Raw genomic sequence first — 26180 nt, forward strand, 5'->3', positions numbered from 1 at the left:
GCGAGGAGTTCGCGCAGGTAGACGGTCTCGCGCTTGGCGTTGGGCAGCTCGATGCCGATGGCGTTGCGGCCCTGGACCACGGCGACGCGGGCGGAGACGGCGGACATGGAGCGGGCGATGTCGTCGGCGAGCGAGATCACGCGCGAGGACTTGGTGCCGGGTGCCGGTTCGAGTTCGTAGAGGGTGACGACGGGGCCGGGGCGCACCGCCAGGATCTCCCCGCGCACCCCGAAATCTTGGATCACCTGCTGCAGCTGCACGGCGTTCGCCTGCAGGAAATCCGCGTCGAGGCTGCTGCCGTCGGAGGCGCGGGCCTCCGCCAGGAGATCGAGGGCCGGCATCTCGTAGGGCGCCGCGACGGCCCGCGGTGCCGGGCGGGGCAGGGGGGTCGGGTAGGCGAGGGGCGCGATGATGTCGTCCTCGTCCTCCGCATCGTCGGCATCGAGACCGAGGTCGAGGTCGAGCCCGGCATTGCCGATCACCACCGGGGACGGCTCCGGCGGGGCCTCGGCGGGCAGCGGCGCGGGCGCGGCCGGCGCCTCGGGCAGCGGCTGGGCGACGGGTACCGGCAGGGCGGCGGGCGCAAAGCGCCGGACCAGCCCGTACGCGACGGGTGGGAACGAAGCGGACGGGCTCATCGCGGCCGGAACGGTCGGCGCGGGCTGCGGCTGCGGCGCAGCCGCCGGGGCCGGCTCAGGGACGGGCAGGGGCTCCGGCCGGGGCACCTCGGCCAGGGCCGGGATCGTCGCCGGAGCCGGCTGCGGCTCCGCGATCGGGGCGGCCTCGTCGGCCGCGGCGGGCCGGTTGTCCTGATCCGCGGCGAGGGGCTGGCGCCAATCGTGCCGCAGCAGGACCTCGACCGGGTAGGACTCGCGAGGAGGCGCCGCCTCCGGCGCGGCGGCCGCGTCCGGGACGACCGCGTCGTCGGCGCGGGGCGCGGCGGGCTCCACGGCCGGGACGGTCCCCTCGGCCGCCGGCGCCAACTCGGCCGGCAAGAACTCCGCCGGAACCGGCGCGGCCTGCACAGCGACGCGCGCCGCCCAGGTGCCGACGAACGGCGCATCCGCCCGGTAGAGCGGGGGCTCCGCGGCCGGCGGCGGAACGGGACCGGCCTCCTCGGCCGGCGGGACCGGCGCGGCGACGGGCTCCACGGCCTGCGGCTCATCCACGGGGCTCGCCTCAGGCGCGAACAGCGCCTCCGGCAGGGACGGCACCACGGGCGGCCACGGGAAGGACAGCAGGGCGCGCGCCGCCCCGAACGACGCCTCGGCCTCCGGCGGCGAGGCGGTCTGGGTCACCGCGGCCGGCTCCGGCGCGGGCTCGGACGGCCCGGCGACGGGCTCCGGCACCGGCGCACATTCCAGGATCGGCTCGACCTCTTGGACCAGCTCTGGCGCTTGGACCTGTTCGACCTCCCGGATCGGCTCGATCTCCTGGACCGGCTCGGGCTCCGGCAGGGGCGTGATCTCGGGGAAGACCGGCGCGGGCGTCCCCTCGTCGGAGGCGTGGCGCAGGAGATGGTCGGGCGTGCGGGTGAAGCGCACACCGGGGGGCAGCACGTAGGGCTGGCGCCAGCGCGGCAGCGGCGGCAGGGTCTGGGCTTCCGCGGCGAGGCGCTCGGCCTCCGCGGCCGCCTCGGCCGCGGCGTGTTCGGCCGCGGCCTGCTCCTCGGCTTCCCGCTGGGCGGCCTCGCGGGCCAGGGCCTCCTCCTCGCGCCGCCGGCGGCGGGCCTGGAGGACGTGGTCGGGCGTGCGGGTGAAGCGCAGGTCGGCTTCGGGCCGGGCGGGCGCGGGGCGCGGCTCGGAACGCGACTCGGGGATTTGGCGCGGCGCGGCCGCCTGCAGCGAGTCGGCGGCCTGCTGCCGCGACTCCGCGGCCTGCCGGCGCACGCGCGTCAGGACCGTACGGGCCGGACCGGCCGGCGGGATCGCCAGCCACGCATCCTCCATGTCGGGACCCGGACCGGCGGGGCGCGGCGGCTCGGGCGGACGGGCGGGCACCGGCATCGGCGGCAGGACAGCAGGCAAGGCGACGGGCAAATCAACGGGCATGACGACGGGCTCGACGGCCGGCACCGCGGCGCGCACCGCAGCGGCCGGCAAGGGCTGCGGCAAGGGCTGCGGGACCGCGGCGGGCGGCATCGCGACGGGCGCCGCGGCCTCGGGCGGCCAGGGCTCCGCCGGGTACGGCCCGGATGGCGGATAGACCCCGGAGGCCGGGTGCGGCCCGGGCGCCGGATGAGCCCCCTGCGCCGGAGAGGCCTCGCGCGGCGGCGCGGGGGCGCGCACGAGGTCCGGCGTCCAGGACGGCGTCGGGTGCGGCGCGTCGGACATCCAGCTCGGGGCCGCGCGCCGGTCGAGACCAGCGGGCGGGGGCAGGGCCGGCAGCGCGGCCGGCCGGTGGCTCGGCGGCGCGAGGCGCCGCGCCAGCAGGGCGCGCAGGCTGGTGAGGGTGTGGGCCAGGGCGCCGAGCGTGAGCCCGCGGCGCGCGGCCGGATGGGTGGCGTCGCGCATCCCGGGCGGATCGCGGCGGGTCGAGTCGGAGAGAGGTGGCCGTCCCGATGATCTCATGATGCTGGCTGGCTTGATGCTGGCGGGCTTGGGCGGTCCGCGCCGCCCGCGGCCGCGGCTTGGCCCCAGTTAGGCGGGGTATCGTTAACACCCGCTTAGGCGGCTTGGCGCGGCGGCGTCCCGCATCGTCCGGCTCGGATCTCTCCTGCGCGGCTCTCTCCCGCGCGGGCCTCGCCCGCGCGCGGCCGGGTGCCGCCGCGGCCCCTCGCGCGTTAAGGTCTCCAAGACGACCGATCTGCACGACCGATCCGCACGACCGATCCGCCCGGAGGCCCCGCCCGCGATGTTCCGATCCCTCTACCGGCACGGTTTCGCCCGGGTCGCGGCCTGCGTCGGCCGCAGCCACATCGCCGCACCCGCGGCGAACGCCGCCGAGGTGCTGGCCCTCGCCCGCCGCTGCCACGACGACGGCGTCGCGGTCGCGGTCTTTCCGGAACTCTGCCTGTCGGCCTACGCGATCGAGGACCTGCTCCTGCAGGAGACGCTGCTCGACGCGGTGGAGGCGGCGCTCGCCACCCTGGCGGAGGCCAGCCGCGACCTGATGCCGGTGCTGATCGTCGGCGCCCCGCTGCGGCACGGCCACCGGATCTACAACACCGCGGTGGCGCTCCACCGCGGGCGGGTGCTCGGCGTCGTGCCGAAGAGCTACCTGCCGACCTACCGGGAGTTCTACGAGAAGCGCCACTTCGCGGCGGGCGCCGGCATCGCGGGCGAGACCATCCGGCTGGCGGGCACGGAGGTTCCGTTCGGCACCGACCTGCTCTTCGCCGCCGAGGACCTGCCCGGCCTCGTCGTCGGGATCGACGTCTGCGAGGACATGTGGATCCCGGTGCCGCCGGGGGCGCTGGCGGCGCTGGCGGGCGCCACCGTGCTGGTGAACCTCTCGGGCAGCCCGATCACCATCGGGCGGGCGGAGAGCCGCAAGCTCCTGTGCCAGTCGGCCTCGGCGCGCTGCCTGTGCGCCTACGTGTACGCGGCGGCGGGGCCGGGCGAATCGACCACCGACCTCGCCTGGGACGGCCAGACCGTCATCTACGAGGATGGGACGCTGCTCGCCGAGAGCGAGCGCTTCCCCGAGGCGCCGCAGGTCACGCGCGCGGATGTCGACCTCGACCGCCTGCGCCAGGAGCGCGCCCAGATGGGCAGCTTCGACGACAACGCCCGTGCGGTGCTGGGGGAGAGGCCCTGGCGGCGCATAGGCTTCACCCTGGCGCCGCCCGAGTCCGATCTCGGGCTCGCCCGCACGGTCGAGCGCTTCCCCTTCGTGCCGGCCGATCCCGCCCGCCTCGCGCAGGATTGCTACGAGGGCTACAACATCCAGGTGGCGGGCCTCGCCCAGCGCCTCTCCGCCATCGGCACCAAGAAGGTGGTGATCGGCATCTCGGGCGGCCTCGATTCGACCCACGCCCTGATCGTCGCCGCCAAGGCCTTCGACCGGCTCGGCCTGCCGCGCACGAATATCCTCACCTACACGATGCCGGGCTTCGCCACCTCGGACGAGACCAAGGCCAACGCCCACCGGCTGATGGCGGCGCTCGGCACGCAGGCGCGCGAACTCGACATCCGCCCCGCCGCCCGCCAGATCCTCGCCGACATGGGCCACCCGTTCGGGCGCGGGGAGCCGGTCTACGACGTCACCTTCGAGAACGTGCAGGCGGGCCTGCGCACCGACTTCCTCTTCCGCCTCGCCAACCAGAACGACGCGATCGTGGTGGGCACCGGCGACCTCTCGGAGCTGGCGCTGGGCTGGTGCACCTACGGGGTCGGGGACCAGATGTCCCACTACACGGTCAACGCGGGCGTGCCCAAGACGCTGATCCAGCACCTGATCCGTTGGGTGATCGCCTCCGGCCAGTTCGCCCCGGAGGTCAACGCCACGCTCGACGCCATCCTGTCGACCGAGATCTCCCCCGAACTGGTGCCGGTGGCCGAGGGCGAGACGATCCAGAGCACCGAATCCAAGGTCGGCCCCTACGCGCTGCAGGACTTCACCCTGTTCTACACCCTGCGCTACGGGTTCCGGCCCTCGAAGATCGCCTTCCTGGCCTGCCACGCCTGGGAGGATGCGGCGCGCGGCCCCTGGCCGCCGGGTTTCCCGGAGGCGCGCCGCGGCGCCTACGCGCTGCCGGAGATCCGCTCCTGGATGAAGGTGTTTCTCGGGCGCTTCTTCGGCTTCTCCCAGTTCAAGCGCTCGGCCCTGCCGAACGGCCCGAAGGTCGCGGCGGGCGGCGCGCTCTCGCCCCGCGGCGACTGGCGCGCGCCCTCCGACGGCAACGCGCGGGCGTGGCTGGAGGAGTTGGAGCGGAACGTGCCGGAGGCGTGAGCCCCCGAACCGGGGTCCCCGAACCGGGGTCCCCGCGCCGGAGGCTCAGAGCACGAGGCTCTCGTCGAAGCGGTCCGGCGACAGCGGCAGGCGGAATTCCACCGCGAGGCCGCCCTTGAACTGGCGCACCACCTTGCAGGGCGTGCGGCCCACCAAGATGGCGGAATCGACCGGCAGGTCCGTCTCGCAGGCGAGGGCCGCGCCCGAGAGGGAGACGTCGACGATGCGGGCCGGGACCTCGCGCCCGCTCTCCAGGCGCAGGGTCACGGCGGTCTGGCGCGGCACCACGCGCTCGTGGCGGCGGTCCTCCGGCAGGCCGAGGCTGGCGCGGTTGGCGAGCCACGTGAGCTGCGAGGCGATCTTTTCGCGCTTGTGCGGCGTGGCGCTGATCGCCACCGCGAACCCGTCCGGCATCAGCCGGGCGATGGTCCCCTCGATGCGGCCGAGATGCTCCAGGTAGATCACCGTGCGCTCGCCGATCTCGCCCGGAACCGCGCAGACGAGCCGCACGCCGCCGGGCGAGATGTCGACGGTCTGGCAGGGATATTCCCGGCGGTCGGAGAGCATGTAGCGTCCCAGCAGCGCGACCGCGACCCGCCGGTGCCGGCGCTGCTCATCCGCCTTGGCCGAGAGGGCCAGGGCCGAGGACAGGCGCAGACGCGACGGCGGCGCGGCGTGGGACATGGGCGCGGGGCCTGAGCGGAAATGCCAACCGGCCCATCCTTGCGCCCGCAATCGTTAACGAATCTCCTCGGCGGCGCCGCCGATTCGGGTCCTCCGCCCTCAGCTGCGCCCGCCGCGATGCAGGACGAGCCGCGGCCGGCCGAGCGCCTCGGGATCGTTGGCGGGCCGGGGCGGCAGGCCGGACGAGGCCTCGCTCCCCGAGAGGATGCGCAGCGAGACCGTGCGCAGGCCCGCGAGCGGGCGCAGGCCGAGCCAGGTCGGCGCCGTGCGGGCCGAGAGGGCGCCGATCACCCGGGCCTGGGTCTTGCCGCGGTGGCGCAGGGGCAGGAGCAGGAGTTCGAGATCGACCTCCTCGCCCTCCTGCGTCACGCCCACGAGCCCCACCACGACGCCGACGGTCTCCTGGACCACCACCTCGATCAGCCGCCAGGGATCGGCGGCGGGGTTCTCGCCCCACAGCGTCCCGAAGCTCCGGCCCCGCAATTCGCCCCCGAACAGGGCGCACAGACGCGTGCCGGCGAGCCGGATCACCGCGCTGCGCTGCATCGGCTCCACTTCCAGGATCAGGCTGTCGGCCAGGATGTGCCGGATCTCGCCCGGCTCGATCTCCCCGCGTTCCGGCGCGGCCCGCGCGCCGCGCAGGCCGTTCCAGTAGGCATGGAGCATGGCGCTGGTGGGGTGCTTCATGGCGTCTCTTCGTGGCACAGGCCCGTGCGGCCCTGGCGGTTTCTTCCGGTACAATCCCGGAGTAGCGAGCCCATGCCCGCCCTTTCCTGATTCGATGGAGCAGACCCTATGCCGAACCGGGTCGCCGGGAACGGGCAACGTTTGCTTAAGGTTAACGAGCGTTTCCGGTGAGGCGCGGTCCGCCGCGCCACACTTTTGACGCGACCGACTGTCCGGGGGCTGGCGCGCAGGCTCCAACCACTCTACAGACTGAGTCCATCAAGGGGCGGGGGCCGAGAGGCCCGCGTCGTCACGGTCCAGACGCCGTCCGCGGCGGGTCATAAGCCCGACGCGGTCGCTCCGATCAAGGGAGAGCGGCAACGCTCTCCCTTCTTTTTTTGCCCGCACGCCCGGCCGCCGCGCCAGCGCGCACCCTTGCGGATCCGGGCGGGCGCCCCTCATGGTGGCCGCATGGATGCCACCCCCGATCTCCCGCGCCCGCCCCGCGTGCCGGTCTTCAACATGCCGGCCGTCGTCACGGTCTCGGTCGGCCTGCTCGTGCTGATCCACCTCGTGCGCACCCTGCTGCCGGACGTGTGGGACATCACGGTGCTGATCGACCTCGCGCTCATACCGGCACGCTGGACCGCCGCCTTCGATCCCGGGCGGGCGGACGACATCCTGCGCGCGGCCGCGGCGTGGCCGGGCAGCGCGCTGGAGGTGGAGGCGCGCACCGCCTTCGCGAACTACCTCCTGGCCGATCCCTCGGCGATGCCCTGGACCTTCGTCACCTACGGGCTCCTGCACGGCTCCTGGGCGCACGTGATCCTCAACGTCCTGTGGCTCGCCGCCTTCGGCACGCCGGTGGCCCGCCGCTGCGGAACGTGGCGCTTCGTTGTCATCGGGCTCGTCTCGACGGTGGCGGGCGGCGCGCTCCACGTCGCCATCGATCCCTTGAGCACCCTGCCGCTGGTGGGGGCCTCCGCGGGGGTCTCGGGCCTGATGGCGGCGGCGACGCGCTTCGTGTTCCACCCCGCGCCGCAGCCGGGGCTGCAGCCCGGCCTGCTGCCCTGGCAGCGCCCGGCCCCGGCCCGGCTGCAGACCATCCCCGAACTGCTGCGCAACCGCGCCGCGGCGATCTTCCTCGCCATCTGGCTCGTCACGAACCTGCTGTTCGGCCTCGCCGCGGTGCCGCTCGGGGTCAGCGACGCGGGCATCGCCTGGGACGCGCATCTCGGCGGCTTCTTCGCCGGGTTCCTGCTCCTGCCGCTCCTCGACCGCCAGCGCGGATCCTGACCGGCGCCCGAATCCTTTTCCCCGGCTCGACGTTAAGTCCGACTTGCAACCGATTCTGAGGAACCACACACTCGGGCGAACGGATGGACGGACACGGCTTTCGGCCGCACACGACGGCGTCCAAGGCCGCGTCCACGAACCGGGAGGAAGACGATGACCGTTGCGCGTATCCTGGCTCAGAAGGGCCGCACCGTCGTGACCGTGCAGCCCCACCGCACCCTGGCCGAGGCGGCGGCCCTGCTCGCCGAGAAGGGCATCGGCGCCCTCGTGGTGAGCGATGCCGGCTCCACCGTGCTCGGCATCCTGTCGGAGCGCGACATCATCCGGGCGGTGGCCCGGGGCGGGGCGGCGGCGCTGGAGGCCCCGGTCTCGCGCCACATGACCGGGCGGGTGGTCAGTTGCACCCGCGGCACCGCCATCGAGGAGATCATGGCGTTGATGACGGACGGGCGCTTCCGCCACGTGCCGGTGGTCGAGGACGGGCTCCTCGTCGGCCTCGTGTCGATCGGCGACGTGGTCAAGCACCGCATCGCCTCGGTGGAGGCCGAGCAGCAGGCCCTGCGCGAGTACATCGCCACGGCCTGACATCGGCCGCCCGCGGGGCGGTCCGCGCGCAGTCGGGCCGCTCGCGCAGCAGCGGCGCGCTCAGGCCGGCAGGGCGGCCGCCGCCACGACCTCGCGGATGTCGGGCAGCATCCGGCGCGCGGCCTGCCGCCCGAGGTCGATGCACTCCTCCGCCCGGTGGAACTCGAACAGCCCCATCTGGGCGAGCTTCGGGTTGATCATCACGTCGGGCGGATCCCCCGCGAGGCGCGAGCGCGAGATGCGGTCCTGCGTGATGTTGAAGGCATCGACCATCACGCTGGCGATGCCGCCCGGCATCCCGGGCTCGGGGCGGGGCTTGGGCGCCCGGGCCGGCCGCAGCCGCCAGCGGCGCGGCGCCTCCGCGGGCAGGGCCTCGGCGGCCTCCACGGCGGCCTCGACCATCGACTCGTCGCCCCCGTGCGCCTGGATGACGGTGCCGCGCACGCGGATGTCGCCGTTGAGGTTGACGCACAGCACCACGTCCGCGCCGAGCGCGCGCGCCACCGTCACCGGCACCGGATTGACCAGGGCGCCGTCCATCAGCCAGCGCCCGCCGATCTTCACCGGGTCGAAGATGCCCGGCAGCGCGTAGGAGGCCCGCACCGCCTCGACCACGCCGCCCTTGGTGAGCCAGATCTCGTGCCCGGTGCCGAGTTCGGTCGCCACGGTCGCGAAGGTGACGGGCAGGGTCTCGATCCGCAGGTCGCCGAGGTCGCGTTCGAGCAGCCGGCGCAGCCGCTCGCCCGCGATCAGCCCCGAGCCGCTGAGGTGGAAGTCGAGCAGCCCCATCACCCGGCGCTTGGTCAGGGACCGGGCGAAGTCTTCCAGTTCGTCGAGCTTGCCCGCCGCGTAGCAGGCGCCCACCGCGGCGCCGATGGAGCAGCCGGCCACCACGTCGATGGTGATCCCGGCCTCGTGCAGGGCCTGGATGGCGCCGATATGGGACCAGCCGCGGGCCGCGCCCCCGCCCAGCGCGAGGCCGAGCTTGGGCCGCCGCAGGCCGCGCTTGGATGCGGAGCGGTGTGGCGTGGCCGACACGCCGATCTCGCCGCCGCCCTCGGCCCCCTCCGAGAGGCGGCGGGTCGGCAGCCCCGAGAACAGACTGATGCCGTCCCACATCATGACGCTCTACTCCCTGAGGCCCGCTTGCCTTGCGGAACCCGCGCCGCCGCTCTGGCCTCCGACGCAGTCTGCGCCGGATAAATCAAGCGATCGTCAACGGTTCAGGTTTCATCACGGATGCGTGGACTTTCGGGGAAGGGGGAGCGCCGGGACGAGGCGGACCGCGCCCGTGCCCGCCTCCGCCTCGACCGTTCGGTAGAAGCAGGAGCGGCGCCCGGTGTGGCAGCAGCCGCCGTCGCCGCCGACCCGCACCCGCAGCAGGAGCGCGTCCTGGTCGCAATCGACCCGCATCTCCACGACGGTCTGGATCTGCCCGCTGGTGGCGCCCTTGTGCCAGAGTTCGCCGCGCGAGCGCGACCAGTACCACGCCTCGCCGGTCTCGATCGTGCGGGCGAGCGAGTCGCGGTTCATGTAGGCGAGCATCAGGATCTCGCCGGTCTCGGCATCGACCGCGAGCGCCGTGACGAGCCCGTCCGCCCCGAAGCGCGGCGTGAAGGCCGCGCCCTCCTCGACCTCAGCGCGGGTCCCGGGCGGGGGAAAGCCGGGCGCCCCCATCAGCGCTGGTCGCGCACCAGGGTCAGGAAGCGCACCTGCTCGTGCGGGTCCTGCTTGAACACCCCGGTGAACTGCGTGGTCAGGGTCGAGACGCCGGCCTTCTGCACGCCCCGCATGGCCATGCAGAGGTGCTCGGCCTCCACCATCACGGCGACGCCGCGGGGGTTGAGCACCGCGTCGATCGTCTCGGCGATCTGGGCCGTCATGGTCTCCTGCGTCTGCAAGCGGCGGGCATAGGCGTCCACCACGCGGGCGAGCTTGGAGAGCCCGACCACGCCCTTGCGGGGATAGTAGGCGATGTGCGCCCGCCCGATGAACGGCACCATGTGGTGCTCGCAATGGGAGTGGAACGGGATGTCGCGCACCAGCACGATGTCGGAATAGCCCTCGACCTCCTCGAACACCCGGTCGAGGATGCCGTTGGGGTCCTGGCGGTAGCCGCCGAAGATCTGCTCGTAGGCGCGCACCACGCGCTGGGGCGTCTCGAGCAGGCCCTCGCGCTCCGGGTCGTCGCCCGCCCAGCGCAGGAGCGTGCGCACGGCGGCCTCGGCCTCCTGGCGGGTCGGACGGTCGGTGACGCGCTCCGGGCGGGCCGCGTCGCTGCGCTTGTCGGCGGCGTCCGGCATCCGGACCGACAAGGACTTCAGCACCGCATCCATGAGGCCTCCCGCCCGACACCCTGCGGGCCCGTCCGTCGCGCCGCCCCGGCCGCGGGGGGAGCATCTCGCGGACCGGCGCAGGCCCGCCTATATCGTGGGTAACGTCCCGGCGCGCAATGCGTCCGGCGTGACCCAGGCCACCATGAGGCGGGACGCGCGCCCAAGTCCACCGTGTCATAAGTCCAGCAGGTCCCAAGTCCAGCAGGTCCCGAACCCGCCGGGTCCTGATCCCATCCAAGTCCCCGCCCCGGGAATCCCCGCCCCGGGCGGGGCGCCGCCGGCCACCCGGCCCAGGATCGAACCGCGATGCTCGACGACATCTACAACCGGCGCATCCTCGAACTCGCCGCCGACATCCCGCGCCTCGGCCGCCTGGCGGCGCCGGAGGCCAGCGCGAGCAAGCACTCGAAGCTGTGCGGGTCGACCGTGACGGTGGACCTCGCGACCGCGGACGGCCGGGTCACGGATTTCGCCCACGACGTGAAGGCCTGCGCGCTCGGCCAAGCCTCCTCCTCCCTGATGGCCCGCCACGTGGTCGGCGCCAGCGCGCAGGAGCTGCGCGACCTGCGCGAGCGGGTGCGGCGCATGCTCAAGGAGGGCGGTCCGGCCCCGGACGGCCGCTTCGCCGATTTCGCGGTGCTGGAGCCGGTGCGGGACTTCAAGGCGCGCCACGCCTCGACGCTGCTCACCTTCGACGCGGTGGTGGACGCCCTCGACCAGATCGCCGCGCGGCCCCCTGCGACGCGCGCGCCCGCCGAGGCCGAGGCGTGAGCCTGCCGCGCCGCGCCGCGCAATGGCCGCGCCGCGCCGCGCATGTGGCGATCCGCGGCTACCAGCTCACCCTGTCGAGCCTCGTCGGGCGCCAGTGCCGCCACTGGCCCTCCTGCTCGGCCTATGCGGACGAGGCGATCCAGCGCCACGGCCTGTGGGCCGGCGGCTGGATGGGGTTTTCCCGGATCTGCCGCTGCGGGCCGTTCGGCACCCACGGCATCGACCTCGTGCCCGAGCGGGCGCCGGCGGGCGCGGCGTGGCACCGCCCCTGGGCCTACGGGCGCTGGCGCGGCGTCAACGCGCCGCCCTCGCCCTTCGCGGCCGAGGAGATGGGCGAAGAGATCGGCGAAGAGATCGGCGAGGCGAGCGGGCCGCGGACCCGCGCCTGACCGCGCGGCCCGCCCCGCGGCGTGGCCGCCGCGCCCCTGTCATTTCCCGCTCCGGCTGCTATGGAGGCGGCCCCCGATCCCATCCGCTTACCTGCACGGTGCGCAGGAGTGAGCCGCAGGAGTCTCCATGCCGATCCTGACCTTCCCCGACGGCGCCACCCGCGCCTACGACGCCGCGGTGACCGGCCGCGCGGTGGTCGAGGGCATCGCCAAGTCGCTGGCCAAGCGCACGGTGGCGATGGCGCTCGACGGCGCCGTGCACGACCTCGACGACACGATCGCGCAGGACGCGCGCATCGAATTCCTCGACCGCACCGACCCGCGGGCGCTCGAGCTCATCCGCCACGACTGCGCGCACGTGCTGGCGGAGGCGGTGCAGTCCCTCTGGCCGGAGACCCAGGTCACGATCGGCCCGGTGATCGAGAACGGCTTCTACTACGACTTCCACCGCGAGACCCCGTTCTCGCCCGAGGATTTTCCGGCGATCGAGGCGCGCATGCGCGAGATCATCGCGCGGGACGCCCCCTTCACCAAGGAGGTCTGGAGCCGCGACGACGTCCGCGCGCTGTTCGCCGACAAGGGCGAGATCTTCAAGGTCGAGCTCGTGGACGCGATTCCGCCGGGCGAGGACCTGAAGCTCTACCGGCAGGGCGCGTGGTTCGACCTCTGCCGCGGGCCGCACATGACCTCGACGGGCAAGGTCGGCACCGCCTTCAAGCTGATGAAGGTGGCGGGCGCCTACTGGCGGGGCGATTCCTCGAAGCCGATGCTGAGCCGCATCTACGGCACGGCCTGGGCGACCCAGGCCGATCTCGACGCCTACCTGCACCGGCTGGAGGAGGCCGAGCGGCGCGACCATCGCCGGCTCGGCCGCGAGATGGACCTCTTCCACTTCCAGGAGGAGGGGCCGGGCGTCGTCTTCTGGCACCCGAAGGGCTGGACCCTGTTCCAGGCCCTCATCGCCTACATGCGCCGGCGCCTGAAGGGCGACTACGCCGAGGTCAACGCGCCCCAGATCCTCGACAAGGCCCTGTGGGAGACCTCGGGCCACTGGGACTGGTACCGGGAAAACATGTTCGTCACGAAGACCGAGGACGAGCGCGTCTTCGCGATCAAGCCGATGAACTGCCCGGGCCACGTGCAGATCTTCAAGCACGGCCTGAAATCCTACCGCGACCTGCCGCTGCGGCTGGCCGAGTTCGGCGCCGTGTCGCGCTACGAGCCGTCCGGCGCGCTGCACGGGCTGATGCGGGTGCGCGCCTTCACGCAGGACGACGCCCACGTCTTCTGCACCGAGGACCAGCTCGCCGCCGAGTGCCTGAAGATCAACGACCTGATCCTCTCCACCTACGCCGATTTCGGCTTCGACGAGATCGTCGTGAAGCTCTCGACGCGGCCCGAGAAGCGGGTCGGCTCGGACGCGCTCTGGGACCACGCCGAAGAGGTGATGACCCGGGTGCTGGCCCAGATCGAGGAGCAGTCCGGCGGCCGGATCAGGACGGCGATCAACCCGGGCGAGGGGGCCTTCTACGGCCCCAAGTTCGAGTACGTGCTGCGCGACGCCATCGGTCGCGACTGGCAATGCGGCACCACGCAGGTGGACTTCAACCTGCCGGAGCGGTTCGGCGCCTTCTACGTCGACGCGGACGGGCAGAAGAAGACGCCCGTGATGGTCCACCGCGCCATCTGCGGCTCGATGGAGCGCTTCACCGGCATCCTGATCGAGCACTTCGCCGGGCACTTCCCGCTCTGGCTCGCGCCCGTGCAGGTGGTGGTGGCGACGATCACCAGCGACGCCGACCCCTACGCCCGCCGCGTGCAGGCGGCGGCCGAGGCGGCGGGCCTGCGCGCCGAGCTCGACCTGCGCAACGAAAAGATCAACTACAAGGTCCGCGAGCACTCGCACGCCAAGGTGCCGGTGATGCTGGTGGTGGGCCGGCGCGAGGGCGAGGAGCAGACGGTCTCGATCCGCCGCCTCGGCAGCCAGCAGACCCGCACGGCGCCGCTGACCCAGGCGCTGGCCGACCTCGTCGCCGAGGCGACCGTCCCGGATCTCCGCCGGGCTGAGGCCGTCGCCGACGGCCTGCCGAGCGAGGGGGTGACCCTGGACGCGCATCACGGGGTGGCGGCGGTGCCCTGAGGCAGCGTCGGCGGCCGGCTCTGCGCCGGCCGCTCGCGCGCTTGTCCCGGCATTCCCGACCTGCCATGACTTGACCTTAGGACAGCCGATGAGGACTGGCGCGCTCGCCGCCGGGACCAGCGTCGCTACAGTAGCCAAGCATGCCGTCGACACGCATCGAGACGCGCGCGGGATGGCTCGGCGAGCGCCGCCGCGATCTGATCGAGGCGGTTCAAGCCGCGCTCATCGACGGCTTCCTGATCCCCGAACGGGACCGCTGCGTCCGCCTCCTTGAGTTCGAGCCCGGCGCCTTCATCGTCCCGCCCGACAGGGGCACCTCGTACATGGTGGTCGAGGTGACGCTCTTTTCCGGACGCTCGCTCGACGCCAAGCGCCGGTTTTACCGCTCCGTCGTCGAGCGGACGGGGCGGCTCGGCGTGCCGGCCTCGGACATCAAGATCATCCTGCTCGAAGTGCCGCCGGAGAACTGGGGCCTGAGCGGCCTGCCGGCCAGCGAGATCGACCTCGGGTTCAAGGTCGACGTGTAGGCGCACCGTCGGCTTCAGGCCGCCCGGCTCACCGCCACCGAGAGGCGATGGTCCGGCGCCGGCTCTTTGTCGGTCGGTAGCCAACCGCACCCATCGACGATACGCTGCGGCATGACCCGCAGCGAGGCCATCGCCCGGCTTCAGGCCGAGGCCGGACCCGTCCGCGCCCTGGGCGCGACGGCCCTCTACCTGTTCGGGTCCACGGCGGCCGATGCGGCGCAGGCCGGCAGCGATCTCGACCTGTTCATCGAGGTCGATCCGAGCCGGGCGTTCTCGCTGCTCGATCTGGTCGACATCAAGCTCTACCTGGAAGAACGCCTCGGGACCGAGGTCGACCTGACCACGCGCGACAGCCTGCATCCCCGCCTGCGCGACCGCATCGAGCGGTCGGCCTTGCGCGTCTTCTGATGGCACCGCGCGACCATCGGCATGTCCTCGAGGACATCGACGCCGTCATCGCCGAGATCCAGCGCGCGACGAACGGGACGAGCTTCGAGGCCTTCCAGGCGGATTGGCTGCTCCGCCACGCGGTGCAGCGCGGGCTTGAGATCATCTCCGACGCGTCGAAGCCGCTGCCCGAGCGCATCAAGGAGAGGCGCCCCGAGATCCGGTGGGCTGCCGTGCGCGGCATCGGCAACGTGCTGCGCCATGAACATCACCGTGTTGCCGATTCCGTGGTCTGGGCGGTGGTGGTGAACGACCTCCCGCCGCTGCGGACGGCGATCGCGGCGTTGCGCGAGATGGAGGATGGCAGGGCGACCGGACCGTGACCCTGTCGGTGTCCGTCGGCGGCCCGCGCGGATGAGCGTTGCGCGTGAGCGGGCGGCGCCTCGCTTCACGGGTCCTTGGCGATCGCCTCGATGTCGCGGTCGAGGCCGCTCTCGACCTTGAAGTCCTGCGTGTAGACCTTGCCGTCGTGACGGGCGATGAGCTGGTACTCGCCCTCGGCGAGCGTCACCTGCGGGAAGGCGCCGATCGCCTCGCGGATCGTGTCGCCGCCGGGGGTCAGCACCGTGAAGGAGGTGCCGGCGAAGGCCTCCGTGCCGGGAGCCGCCACGAGCTTCAGGGTGACGGTGGCGGCGCGGTGGTTGAGGGTCGCGTCGGTGATGCGCCCGTTCTCGACCTTGAGGTCGGCGCGCTGGATGGCGTTCGAATCGCCCCAGGTCGAGACCACGTGATAGGTGCCCTCGGGCAGCCGCACGAGGTCGCCGGCCCGCAGGCCGTCGCGCACGAGGCGCCCCTCCGGGTTGTTGCCGATCGGCACGAAGACCGCGAAGGCGAGCTGGTTGCCCGGGATGCGCGCGTCCCCGACCGCGCCGGCGAGCCGCAGCGCCCCGGCATTCACGGTGATCCGCTCGGAAAGGCCCGCGGGCGCGAGCGCCACGCGCTTCGAGGTGCTGACGAAGCCGTAGGTGACGTTGGCGAGGTAGGTGCCGGGGGGCAGCCGGAAGGTCGGCTGCGCCTCGTCGGAGCGGGCGAGGATCGCCGGGCGGCCCGCCTCGGTGCGGTCCTCGTAGATGCGCCATGTCAGGCCGCCGCGGATCGGCTTCGCCTCGCTGGTGAGCACCGCGCCGAGCGTCAGGGGCACGGTCTCGGGCGTCGCCGGGACGGGCGGCGGCAGGGGGGTGCGGATCCCGGAGGGCGCTCCGCCGCGCGGGCCGAGATCGGGGGCGTCCTGCGCGTGCGCCGGCAGCCCCGCCAGCAGCGCGAGCAGCACCGCCTCACCGCACCGTCGTACCCGCCTCATCGCCGTCCCTCTCCAGGAGTTCGCCCGCCGCCGCCATCAGGTTGTCGACCGAGAGGGGCCGGAAGCGAAACACCACCACGTGGCGGCCCGCCGGCACCTCGACCCCCCGGAAGAGCAGGTTGGTGCGCAGGATGGGGCGCCGGACGCCGTCCACCCGCGCCTCCCAGCCCGGATAGTAGAGGTCGTGCAGCACCAGCACGCCGTCGCGGTCGGTGTCGACCTCCACGGTGACGACATTGCGGCGATAGGCCAGGATGGTCGCGGTGCCGCGGGCCGGCCCTTGCGTCCCCGCGTAGGAACCCTTGATCTTCGGCAGGCTCTCCTGGTCGACGAGGGCGGTGTCGTCGCTCTCGAAGTCCGGGAGTTCGTCCTGCGAGAGCACGCTCTCGGAATCGACCGGCACGAGGCGGGAGGCGAGGTAGGCGCGGGGCTTGGCCGGATCGAGGCGGTAGATCCACATCTGGCCCGAGCCGTAGAGGAGCTGCGCCCCGGTGAGCTGGGGGAAGTGGCGCGGCAGGCGCTCCGCCGGGCGGTCGAGGACGAGGTATTCGAGGCCGAGCAGGCTCGCGAGCCGCGAGCGGTAGCCGCGGAAGAGGCCCGGGAACTGGCGCAGGTTCGGGTCGGCAGCGTTCTCGCCCGGCCCCACCGCGCGCTCGTAATCCGAGAGCCGCAGCGGGTTGTAGCCGATCGTGTCCTCCAGCCCCAGCACCATCGAGGCGTTCTGCCACGCCCCGCCGAGGCCGAGGATCTCCACCCGCGGGTGCTCGCCCCGGGCGTGGCGCGCGTCGAGCTCGCTCTTGAGGAGATTGAGGCCCTGGAGCTGCTCGGGCGGGAGCTGCCGGAAGACCGCGTAGCGCCCGGCGGGCTCGGCGTTGAGCGAGGAGCCGGCGTTGCGCCAGATCAGCTCCGCGCCGGTGCCGGCGACGAGGAGCATCGCGGCGAGCGCCCGGCGGGAGGGCGCGCGCAGCAGCAGCACGGACGCGAGCGCGAGGCCGCATCCTACCGCCACGTCGCGCAGGGCCTCGATCCCGCGGCTGGCGGGCAGCGCGAAGGCGAAGGCGCCGGCCAGCGCCCAGCCGACGAGCCCGAGCGCCAGGAGCGGCAGGGCGAGGCGCCAGCCGCGGGGGAGCGCCGGCGCCCCGTCGCGCACGAAGCGGTGGACGAGGTAGCCGGTCACGAGCGCGAGCCCGATATTGACCAGGAAGGTGGCGTCCGCGGGCCGGCGGTAGAGGTCGATGCCCGGCACGTGGTCGAACAGCAGCGGGAAGAGCGGGGTGTAGCGGCCGAGCGCGTAGAGCAGCGCCCCGGCGAGCAGCAGGGCGGGGTAGCGGATCTCGCGCGCGAAGAGCCGGCCGCCCGCGAGCCCGTGCCAGAGCACCAGCACCGCCGGCAGCGTGCCGGCGAAGAGGTAGTTGATCGCCCGGTCGGTCCAGGTGCCGCCCACCAGCGACTGCCAGTCCGGCCCCCAGTAATCGTAGGTCCAGCGCAGCGAGCCGAACACGTCCGCGAACAGGCCGGTGGCGAGGCTCTCGGGCGGCAGCGAGCCCATGGCGGCGACGCCGTAGCCGAAGGAGGGCCGGGTCGAGGTCATCAGGAACTGCATGGTGAGCAGCGAGGGCACGGCGAGCAGAGCGCCGCCCGCGAGCGCCATCGCGGCGAAGAGCCCGAGCCGCGCGCGCAGATAGGCCAGCGGTTGCGGGCTCGTCGCCGCCGCGTGCAGCGCGCAGGCGATGAGCGCCACCCCGCACAGGAACGCCACTTGGTCGCGCCCGACCGTCATCAGGGCGGCCACGGCCGCGAAGCCGAGCCCGAAGGCGTAGGAGCGGCGCGCCAGCGCCTCCTCCAAGAGCCAGAGGGCGAGGGGGAAGTAGCCGTAGGAGAGGATCATGCCCGTGTGCTGCAGCCGGGCCGAGGCCGAGCCGCCGAGCACGAACACCATCGCGGCCACGACCGCGCCGGCCGGGTGCCAGCCGCGGCGGCGGAAGAGCGGCAGCATCGCCACCGCGCCAGGCAGCAGATGGGCGAAGACCACCGCGTCGAACAGCTCCATCGAGGGCGAGGGGATCGCCCAGGCGAAGAGCAGCATGGTGGGGGTGAACAGGAGCGATTGCGGATCGGCGACCGAGGGGTGGCCGGCGAAGTGGTAGGGGTTCCACAGCGGCAATTCGCCGTTCGCCAGCGCGGCGCCGAGGTAGCGCAGCATCGGGTAGAAGTGGTTCTTGGAATCCCAGGGCACCACCGCCCCGGTGAGCGGCCAGACCGCCGCGGCCGCCGACCAGAACAGCAGCACCGCGCCGAGCGCGAGAAGGGTCGTCCGCCCGGTCCAGTCGCTGGCGGTCGGCGGGTCGGGCAGGCGCATGGTCGGCGTTCGTCCAGAGAGAAGGGTGCGGTTGCAAAGCCGGCGCCGCGGCGCCTATCTGGGCGCGCAAGGCCCCCCGTCGCGCTTAACCTTGAATCGATCGCACTGAAAGTCAGATGAACGACACTCTCGTGCTCCTGCGCACCCGCCGCTCGGTCCCGCCCGCGCAGCTCTCCGGCCCCGGCCCGACGCCGGAGGACGTGGAGACGCTGCTCACGGTCGCCGCCCGGGTGCCCGACCACGGCAAGCTCGCGCCCTGGCGCTTCATCGTGATCGCGGGCGAGGGGGCGGCGCGCATCGGCGCGGTGATCGCCGCCACCTACGCGGCCGACCACCCGGAGGCGGACGAGGCCCGCCTCGCCGTCGAGCGCAACCGCCTCGCCCAGGCACCCCTCGTGGTCGCGGTGGTGTCGCGGGCCGGCCCCCACGTGAAGATCCCCGAATGGGAGCAGGTGCTCTCGGCGGGGGCGGCGGCCATGAACCTGTGCCTCGCCGCCAACGCGATGGGATTCCGCACCGCGTGGCTCACCGAGTGGATCGCCTACGACCGGCGCATCCTCGACGCGCTCGGCCTTTCGCCCGAGGAGCGGCTCGCCGGCTTCGTGCATGTGGGCCGCGCCGAGCAGACGCCCCCCGACCGGCCCCGGCCGGAGCTGGCGGCGGTGGTGACGCGGTTCTGAGCACGCTGTCCGCCCGTCCCGCACGAGGGTAGGGTGGCGCACCCGAGGGACCCCCGCATGCACTACGACCCCGAGACCCGCACGCTGCCGCACAATCCGTTCAAGGCGCTGGTGGCGCCGCGGCCGATCGGCTGGATCAGCGCGCTGGACGGGCAGGGGCGGCTCAACCTCTCGCCCTACTCGTTCTTCAACGGCGTCGCCGACAATCCCGAGATGGTGATGTTCTCCTCGCTGGGCCGCAAGGACGCGCTCGCCTTCGCGGAGGAGGGCGGCGAGTTCGTGTGCAGCTTCGCGACCCTCGACCTCAAGGACGCGATGAACGCCACCTCGGCGCCGCTGCCGCGGGGCGAGAGCGAGTTCGCGGTCGCGGGGCTCACGCCCGCGCCCTCGCGCAAGGTGCGCCCGCCCCGGGTGGCGGAATCGCCCGCCGCCATCGAGTGCCGCTGGCTCCAGACCATCCCGCTCGTGCCGCTCGGCGGGGGCGAGGCGACCTACTTCATGGTGATCGGGCAGGTGGTCTCGATCTACATCGACGACCGCTTCGTGACGCCGGAGGGCCGCGTCGACACCGGCGCCATGCGGCCGCTGATGCGCGGCGGCTACTTCGACTACTTCGCGGTCGACGCGCAGGCGCGCTTCGAGATGCGCCGGCCGGCCGGCGGGGGCGACGCGCCGCGCGGCTGAGCGGCCCAGAGGGCTCGAGGTCCCGAGAAGACGCGGCGCCGCAGGCGCTCGGTTCGCTGCGGAACGTTCTCGTCAGGCGCGGGATCCCTTCTCCCGTGCGGGAGAAGGGTAGGGATGAGGGTCCCGAGAGAGATCAGCAAGAAGGCAGGACGCTGCCGCTACCAGCACGGCAGGCAGCGATTAACCCTGACCCGGCCCGCTCCCCTCACCACGCTCTGCGTTTCACTGCGGCTCCCTCCCGGGACCCTCATCCCTGCCCTTCTCCCGCACGGGAGAAGGATTCCCCGCGCCTGACGAGAACGCGTCGCGGCGAACGCGCCTGCGGCGTTCGGGACGATCGCGCGCCATTCGACTTCAGGCTTCCTTTACCATGATCCCGGCATCGTGACCCCAGGACACCCGGCGCGCCCACCGCGACGCCGGCCCCCGGGTCACCATGTTCCTCTTCACGACCTCCCCCACCCCCCGCGACGCGACGCGCAGCCCGACGGCCGCCGCGAGCCCGGTGGTCGAGGCGATCCGCCAGGGGGCGGAAAAGACCGGGACCGGGTTCGACTACCTGCTCGCCACCGCCCGGCGCGAATCGAGCCTCGATCCGGGCGCCAAGGCGGCGACCTCCTCGGCGACCGGCCTGTTTCAGTTCATCGAGCAGACCTGGCTCGGGATCCTCAAGCAGGACGGGCCGTCGCTGGGCCTCGGCGCCTACGCGGAGGCGATCACCGCCAAGCCCCAGGGCGGCTACGCGGTGAGCGACCCGGCGGCCCGCCAAGCCATCCTCGACCTGCGCCGCGACCCCGAGGCCTCCGCCGCGATGGCGGGCGCGCTCACCCGGCGCAACCGCGACGCGCTCGGCGCCGAACTCGGGCGCGAGCCGACGCGCGGCGACCTCTACGCCGCCCACGTGCTCGGCGCGCGCGGCGCCGCGGCCCTGATCCGCGCGGCGCAGTTCACGCCCGCGCGGCCGGCCGCGACCGACCTGCCGGAGGCGGCGGCGGCGAACCGCAGCCTGTTCTACGACAAGGCCGGCCGGCCCCGCGGCGCGGCCGAGCTCTACGCGCATCTGACGGCGAGCCAGTCCGGCCCGCCGCCCGCGGCCGCGGCCGGATCGTCCGCCGCCGAGGCGCCCACCGCCTTCGCGCCTGAGGCCGGGACGGGCCTGCGCTCCCTCTTCCAGACCGACGCCCGCCGCGGGCCGGTCTCGGAGGGGGTGGCGCGGCTCTGGCAGACCCGGACTCCCGAGGCCGGCGCGGCGAGCGGCGCGGCACCGGGCTACTTCCCGCGCTCGGACGGGTCCGCCGGCCGCGGGGAGACGGCCGCGACCGCTTCTCCCGCGGCCGCATCTCCCGCGACCGCCGCCCCGCTCGCCGTCGCGCCGCTGCCGCCCGCCCGGCCGCCCGAATTCGGCGGCACCCGCCCCTTGCCCGCCCTCGCCCGCGCGGGACGTCCCTGATGCCCTCCGCCCCGGACCCGCGCCGATGACCATCCGCCAGTTCCTGCTCTGGACGCAGCACGACTCCGCCGGCCGGCGGGCGGAGGCCGCCTCGGCGCTGGCCCGGGCCTACCTGTACGGCGGCCTCGACCCGGAGGCGCGCTGGGAGGCCAGGAGTGCCGTGACGGCGCTCCTCGACGATGCCTCGCCGCTGGTGCGCCGCGCCCTGGCGGAGGCCTTCGCCAACGCCGCCGGCGCCCCCCGCCCGGTGGTGGTGGCCCTCGCCCAGGACATGCCCGAGATCGCCGACTTGGTGCTGGCGCGCTCGCCCGTCCTGTCGGATGCCGACCTCGTGGATTGCGCCGCGATCGGCGACGAGTCGGCCCGGCTCGCGGTCGCGGCCCGGCCGAGCCTGTCGCCGATGGTCTGCGGCGCGCTCGCCGAGATAGCCGGCCCGGCGGCCCTGCGGGGGCTCGCCGCCAATCCGGGGGCCGCGATCACCCCCGGGAGCCTCCTGCGCATGGTCGAGCGCCACGGCGGCGACGGCGCCCTGCGCGAGGCGCTGCTGGCCCGGCCGGACCTGCCGATCGACGTGCGCCAAGCCGTGACGGCCGAACTCGCCCGCTCCCTCTCGGCCTTCGTGGTCGGCTGCGGCTGGCTCAGCGCGGAGCGGGGCGAGCGGGTGACCCGCGAGGCGCGCGAGCGCACGACCCTCGGCCTCGCCGAGGGCGCGGCGCAGGAGGAGCGGCGGCGCCTCGTCGCCTATCTGCGCCGCCACGGGCAGCTCACCGCCGGCCTGATCCTGCGGGCGATGCTGTCGCGCCGGATGGCCTTCACGGAGGCGGCCTTCGCGGATCTCAGCGGGCTTCCCGGCGCGCGTGTGGCCGCGCTCCTGCACGATGGGCGCGGGCAGGGCTTCCCGGCCCTCTACCGCCGCGCCGGCCTGCCGGCGGCGCTCGAACCCGCCTTCGCGGCGGCGATGAGCGCGTGGCGCGAGGAGGCGGACGGGTTCTCGGCCGAGGCCGGGCCGGCCCTGTCGCGCCGGATGATCGAGCGGGCCGCCACCGCCTGCGCGGGCCTGCCCTTCGCCGAGAGCCACGCCCTCGTGGCCCTCCTCAACCGCTTCGAGGCCGAGGCCGCCCGCGACGAGGCCCGCCTCGTCGCCCGCACGCTCGCCGACGAGGCCGCGGTGGCCGCCGTGCTCGATTCCATCCCAGGCGCCCTGATCGAGAGCTACCGGCAGGACCGGGTGCGGATCGCGGCGTGAGAACGCCCTCCGGCGGCCCCGACGACGGGGCCTGACATCCGCACGATGATCGAGGCGGGAGGCGGCAAGCCCAGGACAGGGGCTTGCCGTGACTTTGCATATCAGTAAACTTTGCATCACAAAGTTCGCGGGCGAGCCGGGACGTCGGTCCGCCTCCGCGCACCCGTTCCGTCGCACCGGAGCCCGACATGCGCCTCGTCCTCGTCAACGTGCCCCATCCGTCGATCGGCAGCCGGATTCCGGACGATCACCTGCCCCCGCTCGGCCTTCTCGCCATCGGCGGCCCGCTGATCGACGACGGCCACGCCGTGCGCCTCGTCGACGGCGAGTTCGGACCGATGAGCGTCGCCGATCTCGTCGGCGCGATCCTGCGGGACGCGCCAGAGGCCGTGCTGTTCGGGCATTCGGGCTCGACCTCCGGTCACCCGGGCATCGCCGCCGTGGCACGGGCCGTGGCGGCGGCGCGCCCGGGCCTGCCGATCATCTACGGCGGCGTCTATCCGACCTACCATTGGCGCGAGATCCTGGCGGAGGAGCCCCACGTCACGGCGATCGTGCGCGGGGAGGGCGAGGAGACGGCGCGCCGGCTGGTGCGCGCGCTCGCGGCGGGGAGAGACCTCGCGGAGGGGAGGAACTTGGCGGCCATCCCGGGGATCGCCTTCCGGGGGCCCGGCGGGCCGTGCGCGACGCCGCCCGCTCCCGTGATCCGCGACCTCGACGCCTACCGGATCGGCTGGGAGCTGATCGACCACGCCCGCTACAGCTACTGGGGCGGGCTGCGCGCCGTGGTGGTGCAGTTCTCCCGCGGCTGCCCGCACCCCTGCACCTATTGCGGCCAGCGCGGCTTCTGGACCCGCTGGCGCCACCGCGATCCGGTGCGGTTCGCAGCAGAGCTGGCGCGCCTGCACCGCGAGCACGGGGTGCGGGTGATCAACTTCGCGGACGAGAACCCGACCGTCTCGCGCAAGGCCTGGCTCGCCTTCCTGAGGGCGCTCATCGCCGAGAAGGTCGACCTGATCTTGGTCGGCTCGACGCGCGCCGACGACCTCGTGCGCGACGCCGACATCCTGCCCCTCTACAAGCAGGCCGGCTGGGCGCGCTTCCTGCTCGGGCTGGAGAACACCGATGCGCAGACTCTCGCACTGATCCGCAAGGGCGGCACGACGGCGACCGACCGCGAGGCGATCCGGCTCCTGCGCCGGCACGGCATCCTGTCGATGGCGACCTGGGTGGTGGGGTTCGAGGAAGAAACCGACGCCGACCACTGGCGGGGCCTGCGCCGCCTCCTCGCCTACGACCCCGACCAGATCCAGATGCTCTACGTCACCCCCCATCGCTGGACGCCCTACTACCGGCTGGCGGCGGAGCGGCGGGTGATCCGCACCGATCGGCGGCGCTGGGACTACAAGCACCAAGTGCTCGCCACCCGCCACATGCCCCCCTGGCGGGTGCTGCTCTGGTTCAAGCTCACCGAGATGGTGCTGCAGGGCCGCCCGAAGGCGCTGTGGCGGACCTATCTCCACCCCGACCGGGGCCTGCGCCACGCCATGCGCTGGTACGGGCAGATGGGCCGGCGGGTCTGGCCGCACGAGATCCTGGGCTTCCTGCGCGACCCGCCCCGGCGCGAGGGGCCGAGCGTGCGGGAGTTCTGGGGGGCGCCGCAGGATGCCGAGGAGGACGCCCTGGCACCGGGACGCGGCACGCCCGGCCGGCCGCGCGAGGATCGGGTGCCGGCGCAGCCGTGAGATCCGGACGCGCCGCGGTCGCGCGTTCGGCACCCGCCGCAGGTCGTTGTTCTCTCGATGGCCAAATGAAGAGAAATTTCTTTTCTTTATCATCTACGGCATGCGCCATCCGTAGATCAGCCATGCGCCTCAAGTCGATCTTGCGATCTTCAGAGTATAGGTTTGCCGGCTCGACTTGTCGTCTGAGGCGCGATGTGCGCCAGCGCACGCGCCGTCCGGGATAAAACCCCTAGATCGAGGCCATCGGCGGCGCGAAGACGATGCGCCCCGCGGTGCAACAACGTGAGCAACCCCATGTCCAAATCCACCCTGCTCCTGGCCGGCGCGATGGCGCTCGCCGCCACGGCCGCGTCCGCCCAGACCGCCCGGGAGAACTACAGCTACAAGGCGCCCTCCGGCATGTTCAGCGAGGGCACGACGAAGTGGGAGATGTACCGCTTCATGGCCGAGGACGCCGAGCGGCGCGCCGGGCCGGCGAACGGCCCGGCCGCGGCGCCCGCGGTCACCCCCGGCACGGCCACCCGCTACACCGGCACGGCCCGTCCCCGCCGCTGAGCCGCGGCTCACGCGGCGGCCGACCGCCGCGCGTCGCGGATGGCCGGCCCGGTCTCGCCGAGGTCCCAGAACAGGCCGGCCATCATGGCGAGCCCCTCCCGCACCACCGGCGCGAGCAGGTGCTCGTCCGGGGCGTGCTGGGAGCAGGCCGGGTAGGAATGCGGCACCCACAGGGTCGGCATGCCGAGGATGTCCGAGAAGGCGTCGTTCGGCAGCGACCCGCCGATGTTCGGCAGCAGGGCCGGCGCCTTGCCGGTGGTGCGGGCGAGCGAGTCCATGGCGAAGCCGACCCACGGGTCGTCCACGGCGAGCCGGGTCGCCCGAAACGCCTCGCCGCGGGCCGGCCGCACCTCCACCATCGGAAAACCGTGCCGGTCGAGATGCGCGCGCACGATCCCGGGCGTGTTCTCCCAGTCGGTCCCGACCACGAAGCGCAGCTGCAGGGTCGCGGTGGCGCGCGCCGGCACGGCGTTGAGCGGCCCCTCCGGGTTGCCGGTCAGGAAGGCCAGCACCTCCAGGGTGTTCCAGGCGAAGACGCGCTCGGCCGGGCTGAGCCCGGGCTCGCCCCAGTCCGGGTCGATCGCCGGATCGGTCGGGCCGCCCGCGGGCGAGATCCCGCGCAGGGCGGCCCGCACGCCGTCGGGGATCGGCGGCGGGCGCAGGCCCTCGACCAGCAGGCGCCCGTTGCCGTCGACGAGGCACGCGATGGCGTTCGCCAGGATGGTGGCGGGGTTGCGCAGGAGGCCGCCCCAGTTGCCCGAGTGGTGGGCGCCCTCGCGCAGCGCGACCACGAGATCGAGGGTGACGCCCCCGCGCGAGCCGAGGAAGAGCGTCGGGCGCTCCGCGCTGAGGCGCGGCCCGTCCGAGGCGATCAGGAGATCCGCCGCGAGGTCGGCGCGGTGGACCGCGCAGAGCGCCCGCAGGCCCGGCGAGCCCACCTCCTCCCCGGTCTCGATCAGCAGCCGGACGTTGAAGCCGAGGCGCCCGCCGCGGGCCGCCGCCACCGCCTCCAGGGCCGCGAGGTTGACGAGGTGCTGGCCCTTGTTGTCGGCAGTGCCCCGCCCGTACCAGCGCTCGCCCTCGACCACGACCCGCCAGGGATCGAGGCCGGCGCGCCACTGCGCCGGGTAGCCCTGCACGGTGTCGCCGTGGCCGTAGATCAGCACGGTGGGCAGCGCCGCATCCTCGCGCCGCTCGGCGATCAGGAAGGGGCCGTACCGCCCGTCCGGGTTGTCGAGGATGCGGGACGAGAAGCCGAGGCGCGCGAGGTCGGGGCCGAGCCCGTCCGCGAGGTAGGCGCGCAGGGCCGGGCCCGCGTCCGGAACCTGGCTCTCGGTGCGCAGCGCGACCTTCTCGCGCAGGCCGGCCAGGAAGGCGCCGCCGTCGAACAGGGTGGTGGCGCGGGCGATGGCGTCGTCTCGGCTCAT

Annotated in this window: 24 protein-coding genes; 15 read left to right on the plus strand and 9 right to left on the minus strand. The window is 73.7% G+C overall.

The annotated features are described in order from the left end of the window. The coding region (locus ACKUB9_RS25010; RefSeq protein WP_407528237.1) for a DNA translocase FtsK at nucleotides 1-2513 on the minus strand (2513 nt) is incomplete at its 3' end. Between the two features lie 340 nt (nucleotides 2514-2853). On the opposite strand from ACKUB9_RS25010, the gene ACKUB9_RS25015 reads away from it, so the two are divergent. Further along, nucleotides 2854-4893 carry an NAD(+) synthase gene (locus ACKUB9_RS25015; RefSeq protein ID WP_407528239.1) on the plus strand — a complete coding sequence of 680 codons (2040 nt, stop codon included), beginning with the start codon at nucleotides 2854-2856 and terminating at the stop codon, nucleotides 4891-4893. Nucleotides 4894-4938: 45 nt separating this feature from the next. On the opposite strand, the gene ACKUB9_RS25020 is transcribed toward ACKUB9_RS25015, so the two are convergent. Together ACKUB9_RS25020 and ACKUB9_RS25025 are read right to left on the minus strand one after the other, a co-directional pair. Beyond that, nucleotides 4939-5577 carry a PilZ domain-containing protein gene (locus ACKUB9_RS25020; protein ID WP_407528242.1) on the minus strand — a complete coding sequence of 213 codons (639 nt, stop codon included), beginning with the start codon at nucleotides 5575-5577 and terminating at the stop codon, nucleotides 4939-4941. Between the two features lie 99 nt (nucleotides 5578-5676). Then, nucleotides 5677-6264, minus strand: coding sequence for a PAS domain-containing protein (locus tag ACKUB9_RS25025; RefSeq protein ID WP_407528245.1), 588 nt, complete (start codon nucleotides 6262-6264; stop codon nucleotides 5677-5679). 450 nt (nucleotides 6265-6714) lie between these two features. Between ACKUB9_RS25025 and ACKUB9_RS25030 the strand changes: the two genes are divergently transcribed. Both ACKUB9_RS25030 and ACKUB9_RS25035 read left to right on the plus strand, forming a co-directional pair. Further along, complete coding sequence (locus ACKUB9_RS25030; protein ID WP_407528248.1) at nucleotides 6715-7539, plus strand: rhomboid family intramembrane serine protease; 825 nt, start codon at nucleotides 6715-6717, stop codon at nucleotides 7537-7539. 153 nt (nucleotides 7540-7692) lie between these two features. Continuing rightward, a complete protein-coding gene (locus ACKUB9_RS25035; RefSeq protein ID WP_407528251.1) occupies nucleotides 7693-8124 on the plus strand; it encodes a CBS domain-containing protein in 432 nt (143 codons plus the stop codon). A gap of 60 nt (nucleotides 8125-8184) precedes the next feature. On the opposite strand, the gene ACKUB9_RS25040 is transcribed toward ACKUB9_RS25035, so the two are convergent. The 3 genes from ACKUB9_RS25040 to folE all read right to left on the minus strand — a co-directional run bounded on the left by ACKUB9_RS25040 (nucleotide 8185) and on the right by folE (nucleotide 10460). Next, a complete protein-coding gene (locus tag ACKUB9_RS25040; RefSeq protein ID WP_407528253.1) occupies nucleotides 8185-9246 on the minus strand; it encodes a patatin-like phospholipase family protein in 1062 nt (353 codons plus the stop codon). 111 nt (nucleotides 9247-9357) lie between these two features. Next, entirely contained in the window at nucleotides 9358-9801 is a 444-nt protein-coding gene (gene hisI, locus ACKUB9_RS25045) for a phosphoribosyl-AMP cyclohydrolase (RefSeq protein WP_407528255.1), read from the minus strand. Continuing rightward, nucleotides 9801-10460 (minus strand): GTP cyclohydrolase I FolE, encoded by a 660-nt coding sequence (folE, locus tag ACKUB9_RS25050; protein ID WP_407528257.1) that lies wholly within the window; start codon nucleotides 10458-10460, stop codon nucleotides 9801-9803. The genes hisI and folE overlap by 1 nt, the downstream gene beginning before the upstream one ends. 306 nt (nucleotides 10461-10766) lie before the next feature. Between folE and ACKUB9_RS25055 the strand changes: the two genes are divergently transcribed. From ACKUB9_RS25055 to ACKUB9_RS25080, 6 genes are all read left to right on the plus strand, one after another. Beyond that, nucleotides 10767-11231 carry an iron-sulfur cluster assembly scaffold protein gene (locus ACKUB9_RS25055; RefSeq protein WP_407528260.1) on the plus strand — a complete coding sequence of 155 codons (465 nt, stop codon included), beginning with the start codon at nucleotides 10767-10769 and terminating at the stop codon, nucleotides 11229-11231. A gap of 2 nt (nucleotides 11232-11233) precedes the next feature. Next, complete coding sequence (yidD, locus tag ACKUB9_RS25060; RefSeq protein WP_407528443.1) at nucleotides 11234-11620, plus strand: membrane protein insertion efficiency factor YidD; 387 nt, start codon at nucleotides 11234-11236, stop codon at nucleotides 11618-11620. 127 nt (nucleotides 11621-11747) lie between these two features. Beyond that, entirely contained in the window at nucleotides 11748-13760 is a 2013-nt protein-coding gene (gene thrS / locus ACKUB9_RS25065) for a threonine--tRNA ligase (RefSeq protein ID WP_407528263.1), read from the plus strand. 140 nt (nucleotides 13761-13900) lie between these two features. Continuing rightward, on the plus strand, nucleotides 13901-14287 hold the full coding sequence (locus ACKUB9_RS25070; protein WP_407528265.1) for a tautomerase family protein: 387 nt from the start codon (nucleotides 13901-13903) through the stop codon (nucleotides 14285-14287). 111 nt (nucleotides 14288-14398) lie between these two features. After that, nucleotides 14399-14695 carry a nucleotidyltransferase family protein gene (locus tag ACKUB9_RS25075; RefSeq protein ID WP_407528268.1) on the plus strand — a complete coding sequence of 99 codons (297 nt, stop codon included), beginning with the start codon at nucleotides 14399-14401 and terminating at the stop codon, nucleotides 14693-14695. Beyond that, nucleotides 14695-15057 carry a HepT-like ribonuclease domain-containing protein gene (locus tag ACKUB9_RS25080; protein ID WP_407528271.1) on the plus strand — a complete coding sequence of 121 codons (363 nt, stop codon included), beginning with the start codon at nucleotides 14695-14697 and terminating at the stop codon, nucleotides 15055-15057. Before ACKUB9_RS25075 ends, ACKUB9_RS25080 begins: the two co-directional genes overlap by 1 nt. Before the next feature lie 65 nt (nucleotides 15058-15122). Here ACKUB9_RS25080 and ACKUB9_RS25085 read toward each other — a convergent pair whose 3' ends face one another. Next, a complete protein-coding gene (locus tag ACKUB9_RS25085) occupies nucleotides 15123-16034 on the minus strand; it encodes an RgsD C-terminal domain-containing protein (protein ID WP_407528274.1) in 912 nt (303 codons plus the stop codon). Beyond that, nucleotides 16009-18393 (minus strand): hypothetical protein, encoded by a 2385-nt coding sequence (locus tag ACKUB9_RS25090; protein ID WP_407528277.1) that lies wholly within the window; start codon nucleotides 18391-18393, stop codon nucleotides 16009-16011. The genes ACKUB9_RS25085 and ACKUB9_RS25090 overlap by 26 nt, the downstream gene beginning before the upstream one ends. Before the next feature lie 116 nt (nucleotides 18394-18509). On the opposite strand from ACKUB9_RS25090, the gene ACKUB9_RS25095 reads away from it, so the two are divergent. The 6 genes from ACKUB9_RS25095 to ACKUB9_RS25120 all read left to right on the plus strand — a co-directional run bounded on the left by ACKUB9_RS25095 (nucleotide 18510) and on the right by ACKUB9_RS25120 (nucleotide 24753). Further along, nucleotides 18510-19073 (plus strand): nitroreductase family protein, encoded by a 564-nt coding sequence (locus tag ACKUB9_RS25095; RefSeq protein ID WP_407528279.1) that lies wholly within the window; start codon nucleotides 18510-18512, stop codon nucleotides 19071-19073. A 57-nt stretch (nucleotides 19074-19130) separates the two neighbouring features. After that, nucleotides 19131-19757, plus strand: a complete 627-nt coding sequence (locus ACKUB9_RS25100) for a flavin reductase family protein (protein ID WP_407528281.1) — start codon at nucleotides 19131-19133, stop codon at nucleotides 19755-19757. Between the two features lie 436 nt (nucleotides 19758-20193). Next, nucleotides 20194-21207, plus strand: coding sequence for a lytic transglycosylase domain-containing protein (locus ACKUB9_RS25105; protein WP_407528284.1), 1014 nt, complete (start codon nucleotides 20194-20196; stop codon nucleotides 21205-21207). Between the two features lie 25 nt (nucleotides 21208-21232). Then, nucleotides 21233-22453, plus strand: a complete 1221-nt coding sequence (locus ACKUB9_RS25110) for a DUF2336 domain-containing protein (RefSeq protein WP_407528288.1) — start codon at nucleotides 21233-21235, stop codon at nucleotides 22451-22453. A gap of 188 nt (nucleotides 22454-22641) precedes the next feature. Next, nucleotides 22642-24198, plus strand: a complete 1557-nt coding sequence (bchE, locus tag ACKUB9_RS25115; RefSeq protein WP_407528291.1) for a magnesium-protoporphyrin IX monomethyl ester anaerobic oxidative cyclase — start codon at nucleotides 22642-22644, stop codon at nucleotides 24196-24198. Nucleotides 24199-24492: 294 nt separating this feature from the next. Further along, the gene (locus ACKUB9_RS25120) at nucleotides 24493-24753 is read left to right on the plus strand and encodes a hypothetical protein (protein ID WP_407528294.1); all 261 of its coding nucleotides are present in this window, start codon (nucleotides 24493-24495) and stop codon (nucleotides 24751-24753) included. An 8-nt stretch (nucleotides 24754-24761) separates the two neighbouring features. Here ACKUB9_RS25120 and ACKUB9_RS25125 read toward each other — a convergent pair whose 3' ends face one another. Continuing rightward, complete coding sequence (locus tag ACKUB9_RS25125) at nucleotides 24762-26180, minus strand: M20 family metallopeptidase (RefSeq protein WP_407528296.1); 1419 nt, start codon at nucleotides 26178-26180, stop codon at nucleotides 24762-24764.

The organism is Methylobacterium oryzisoli, assembly GCF_046557895.1.
GTDB lineage: Bacteria > Pseudomonadota > Alphaproteobacteria > Rhizobiales > Beijerinckiaceae > Methylobacterium > Methylobacterium oryzisoli.

Coding starts and splice junctions, on each gene's coding strand:
- ACKUB9_RS25015 (WP_407528239.1), top strand. CDS start 2,854: ATGTTCCGATCCCTCTACCGGCACGGTTTCGCCCGGGTCGCGGCCTGC.
- ACKUB9_RS25020 (WP_407528242.1), bottom strand. CDS start 5,577: ATGTCCCACGCCGCGCCGCCGTCGCGTCTGCGCCTGTCCTCGGCCCTG.
- ACKUB9_RS25025 (WP_407528245.1), bottom strand. CDS start 6,264: ATGAAGCACCCCACCAGCGCCATGCTCCATGCCTACTGGAACGGCCTG.
- ACKUB9_RS25030 (WP_407528248.1), top strand. CDS start 6,715: ATGGATGCCACCCCCGATCTCCCGCGCCCGCCCCGCGTGCCGGTCTTC.
- ACKUB9_RS25035 (WP_407528251.1), top strand. CDS start 7,693: ATGACCGTTGCGCGTATCCTGGCTCAGAAGGGCCGCACCGTCGTGACC.
- ACKUB9_RS25040 (WP_407528253.1), bottom strand. CDS start 9,246: ATGATGTGGGACGGCATCAGTCTGTTCTCGGGGCTGCCGACCCGCCGC.
- hisI (WP_407528255.1), bottom strand. CDS start 9,801: ATGGGGGCGCCCGGCTTTCCCCCGCCCGGGACCCGCGCTGAGGTCGAG.
- folE (WP_407528257.1), bottom strand. CDS start 10,460: ATGGATGCGGTGCTGAAGTCCTTGTCGGTCCGGATGCCGGACGCCGCC.
- ACKUB9_RS25055 (WP_407528260.1), top strand. CDS start 10,767: ATGCTCGACGACATCTACAACCGGCGCATCCTCGAACTCGCCGCCGAC.
- thrS (WP_407528263.1), top strand. CDS start 11,748: ATGCCGATCCTGACCTTCCCCGACGGCGCCACCCGCGCCTACGACGCC.
- ACKUB9_RS25070 (WP_407528265.1), top strand. CDS start 13,901: ATGCCGTCGACACGCATCGAGACGCGCGCGGGATGGCTCGGCGAGCGC.
- ACKUB9_RS25075 (WP_407528268.1), top strand. CDS start 14,399: ATGACCCGCAGCGAGGCCATCGCCCGGCTTCAGGCCGAGGCCGGACCC.
- ACKUB9_RS25080 (WP_407528271.1), top strand. CDS start 14,695: ATGGCACCGCGCGACCATCGGCATGTCCTCGAGGACATCGACGCCGTC.
- ACKUB9_RS25085 (WP_407528274.1), bottom strand. CDS start 16,034: ATGAGGCGGGTACGACGGTGCGGTGAGGCGGTGCTGCTCGCGCTGCTG.
- ACKUB9_RS25090 (WP_407528277.1), bottom strand. CDS start 18,393: ATGCGCCTGCCCGACCCGCCGACCGCCAGCGACTGGACCGGGCGGACG.
- ACKUB9_RS25095 (WP_407528279.1), top strand. CDS start 18,510: ATGAACGACACTCTCGTGCTCCTGCGCACCCGCCGCTCGGTCCCGCCC.
- ACKUB9_RS25100 (WP_407528281.1), top strand. CDS start 19,131: ATGCACTACGACCCCGAGACCCGCACGCTGCCGCACAATCCGTTCAAG.
- ACKUB9_RS25105 (WP_407528284.1), top strand. CDS start 20,194: ATGTTCCTCTTCACGACCTCCCCCACCCCCCGCGACGCGACGCGCAGC.
- ACKUB9_RS25110 (WP_407528288.1), top strand. CDS start 21,233: ATGACCATCCGCCAGTTCCTGCTCTGGACGCAGCACGACTCCGCCGGC.
- bchE (WP_407528291.1), top strand. CDS start 22,642: ATGCGCCTCGTCCTCGTCAACGTGCCCCATCCGTCGATCGGCAGCCGG.
- ACKUB9_RS25120 (WP_407528294.1), top strand. CDS start 24,493: ATGTCCAAATCCACCCTGCTCCTGGCCGGCGCGATGGCGCTCGCCGCC.
- ACKUB9_RS25125 (WP_407528296.1), bottom strand. CDS start 26,180: ATGAGCCGAGACGACGCCATCGCCCGCGCCACCACCCTGTTCGACGGC.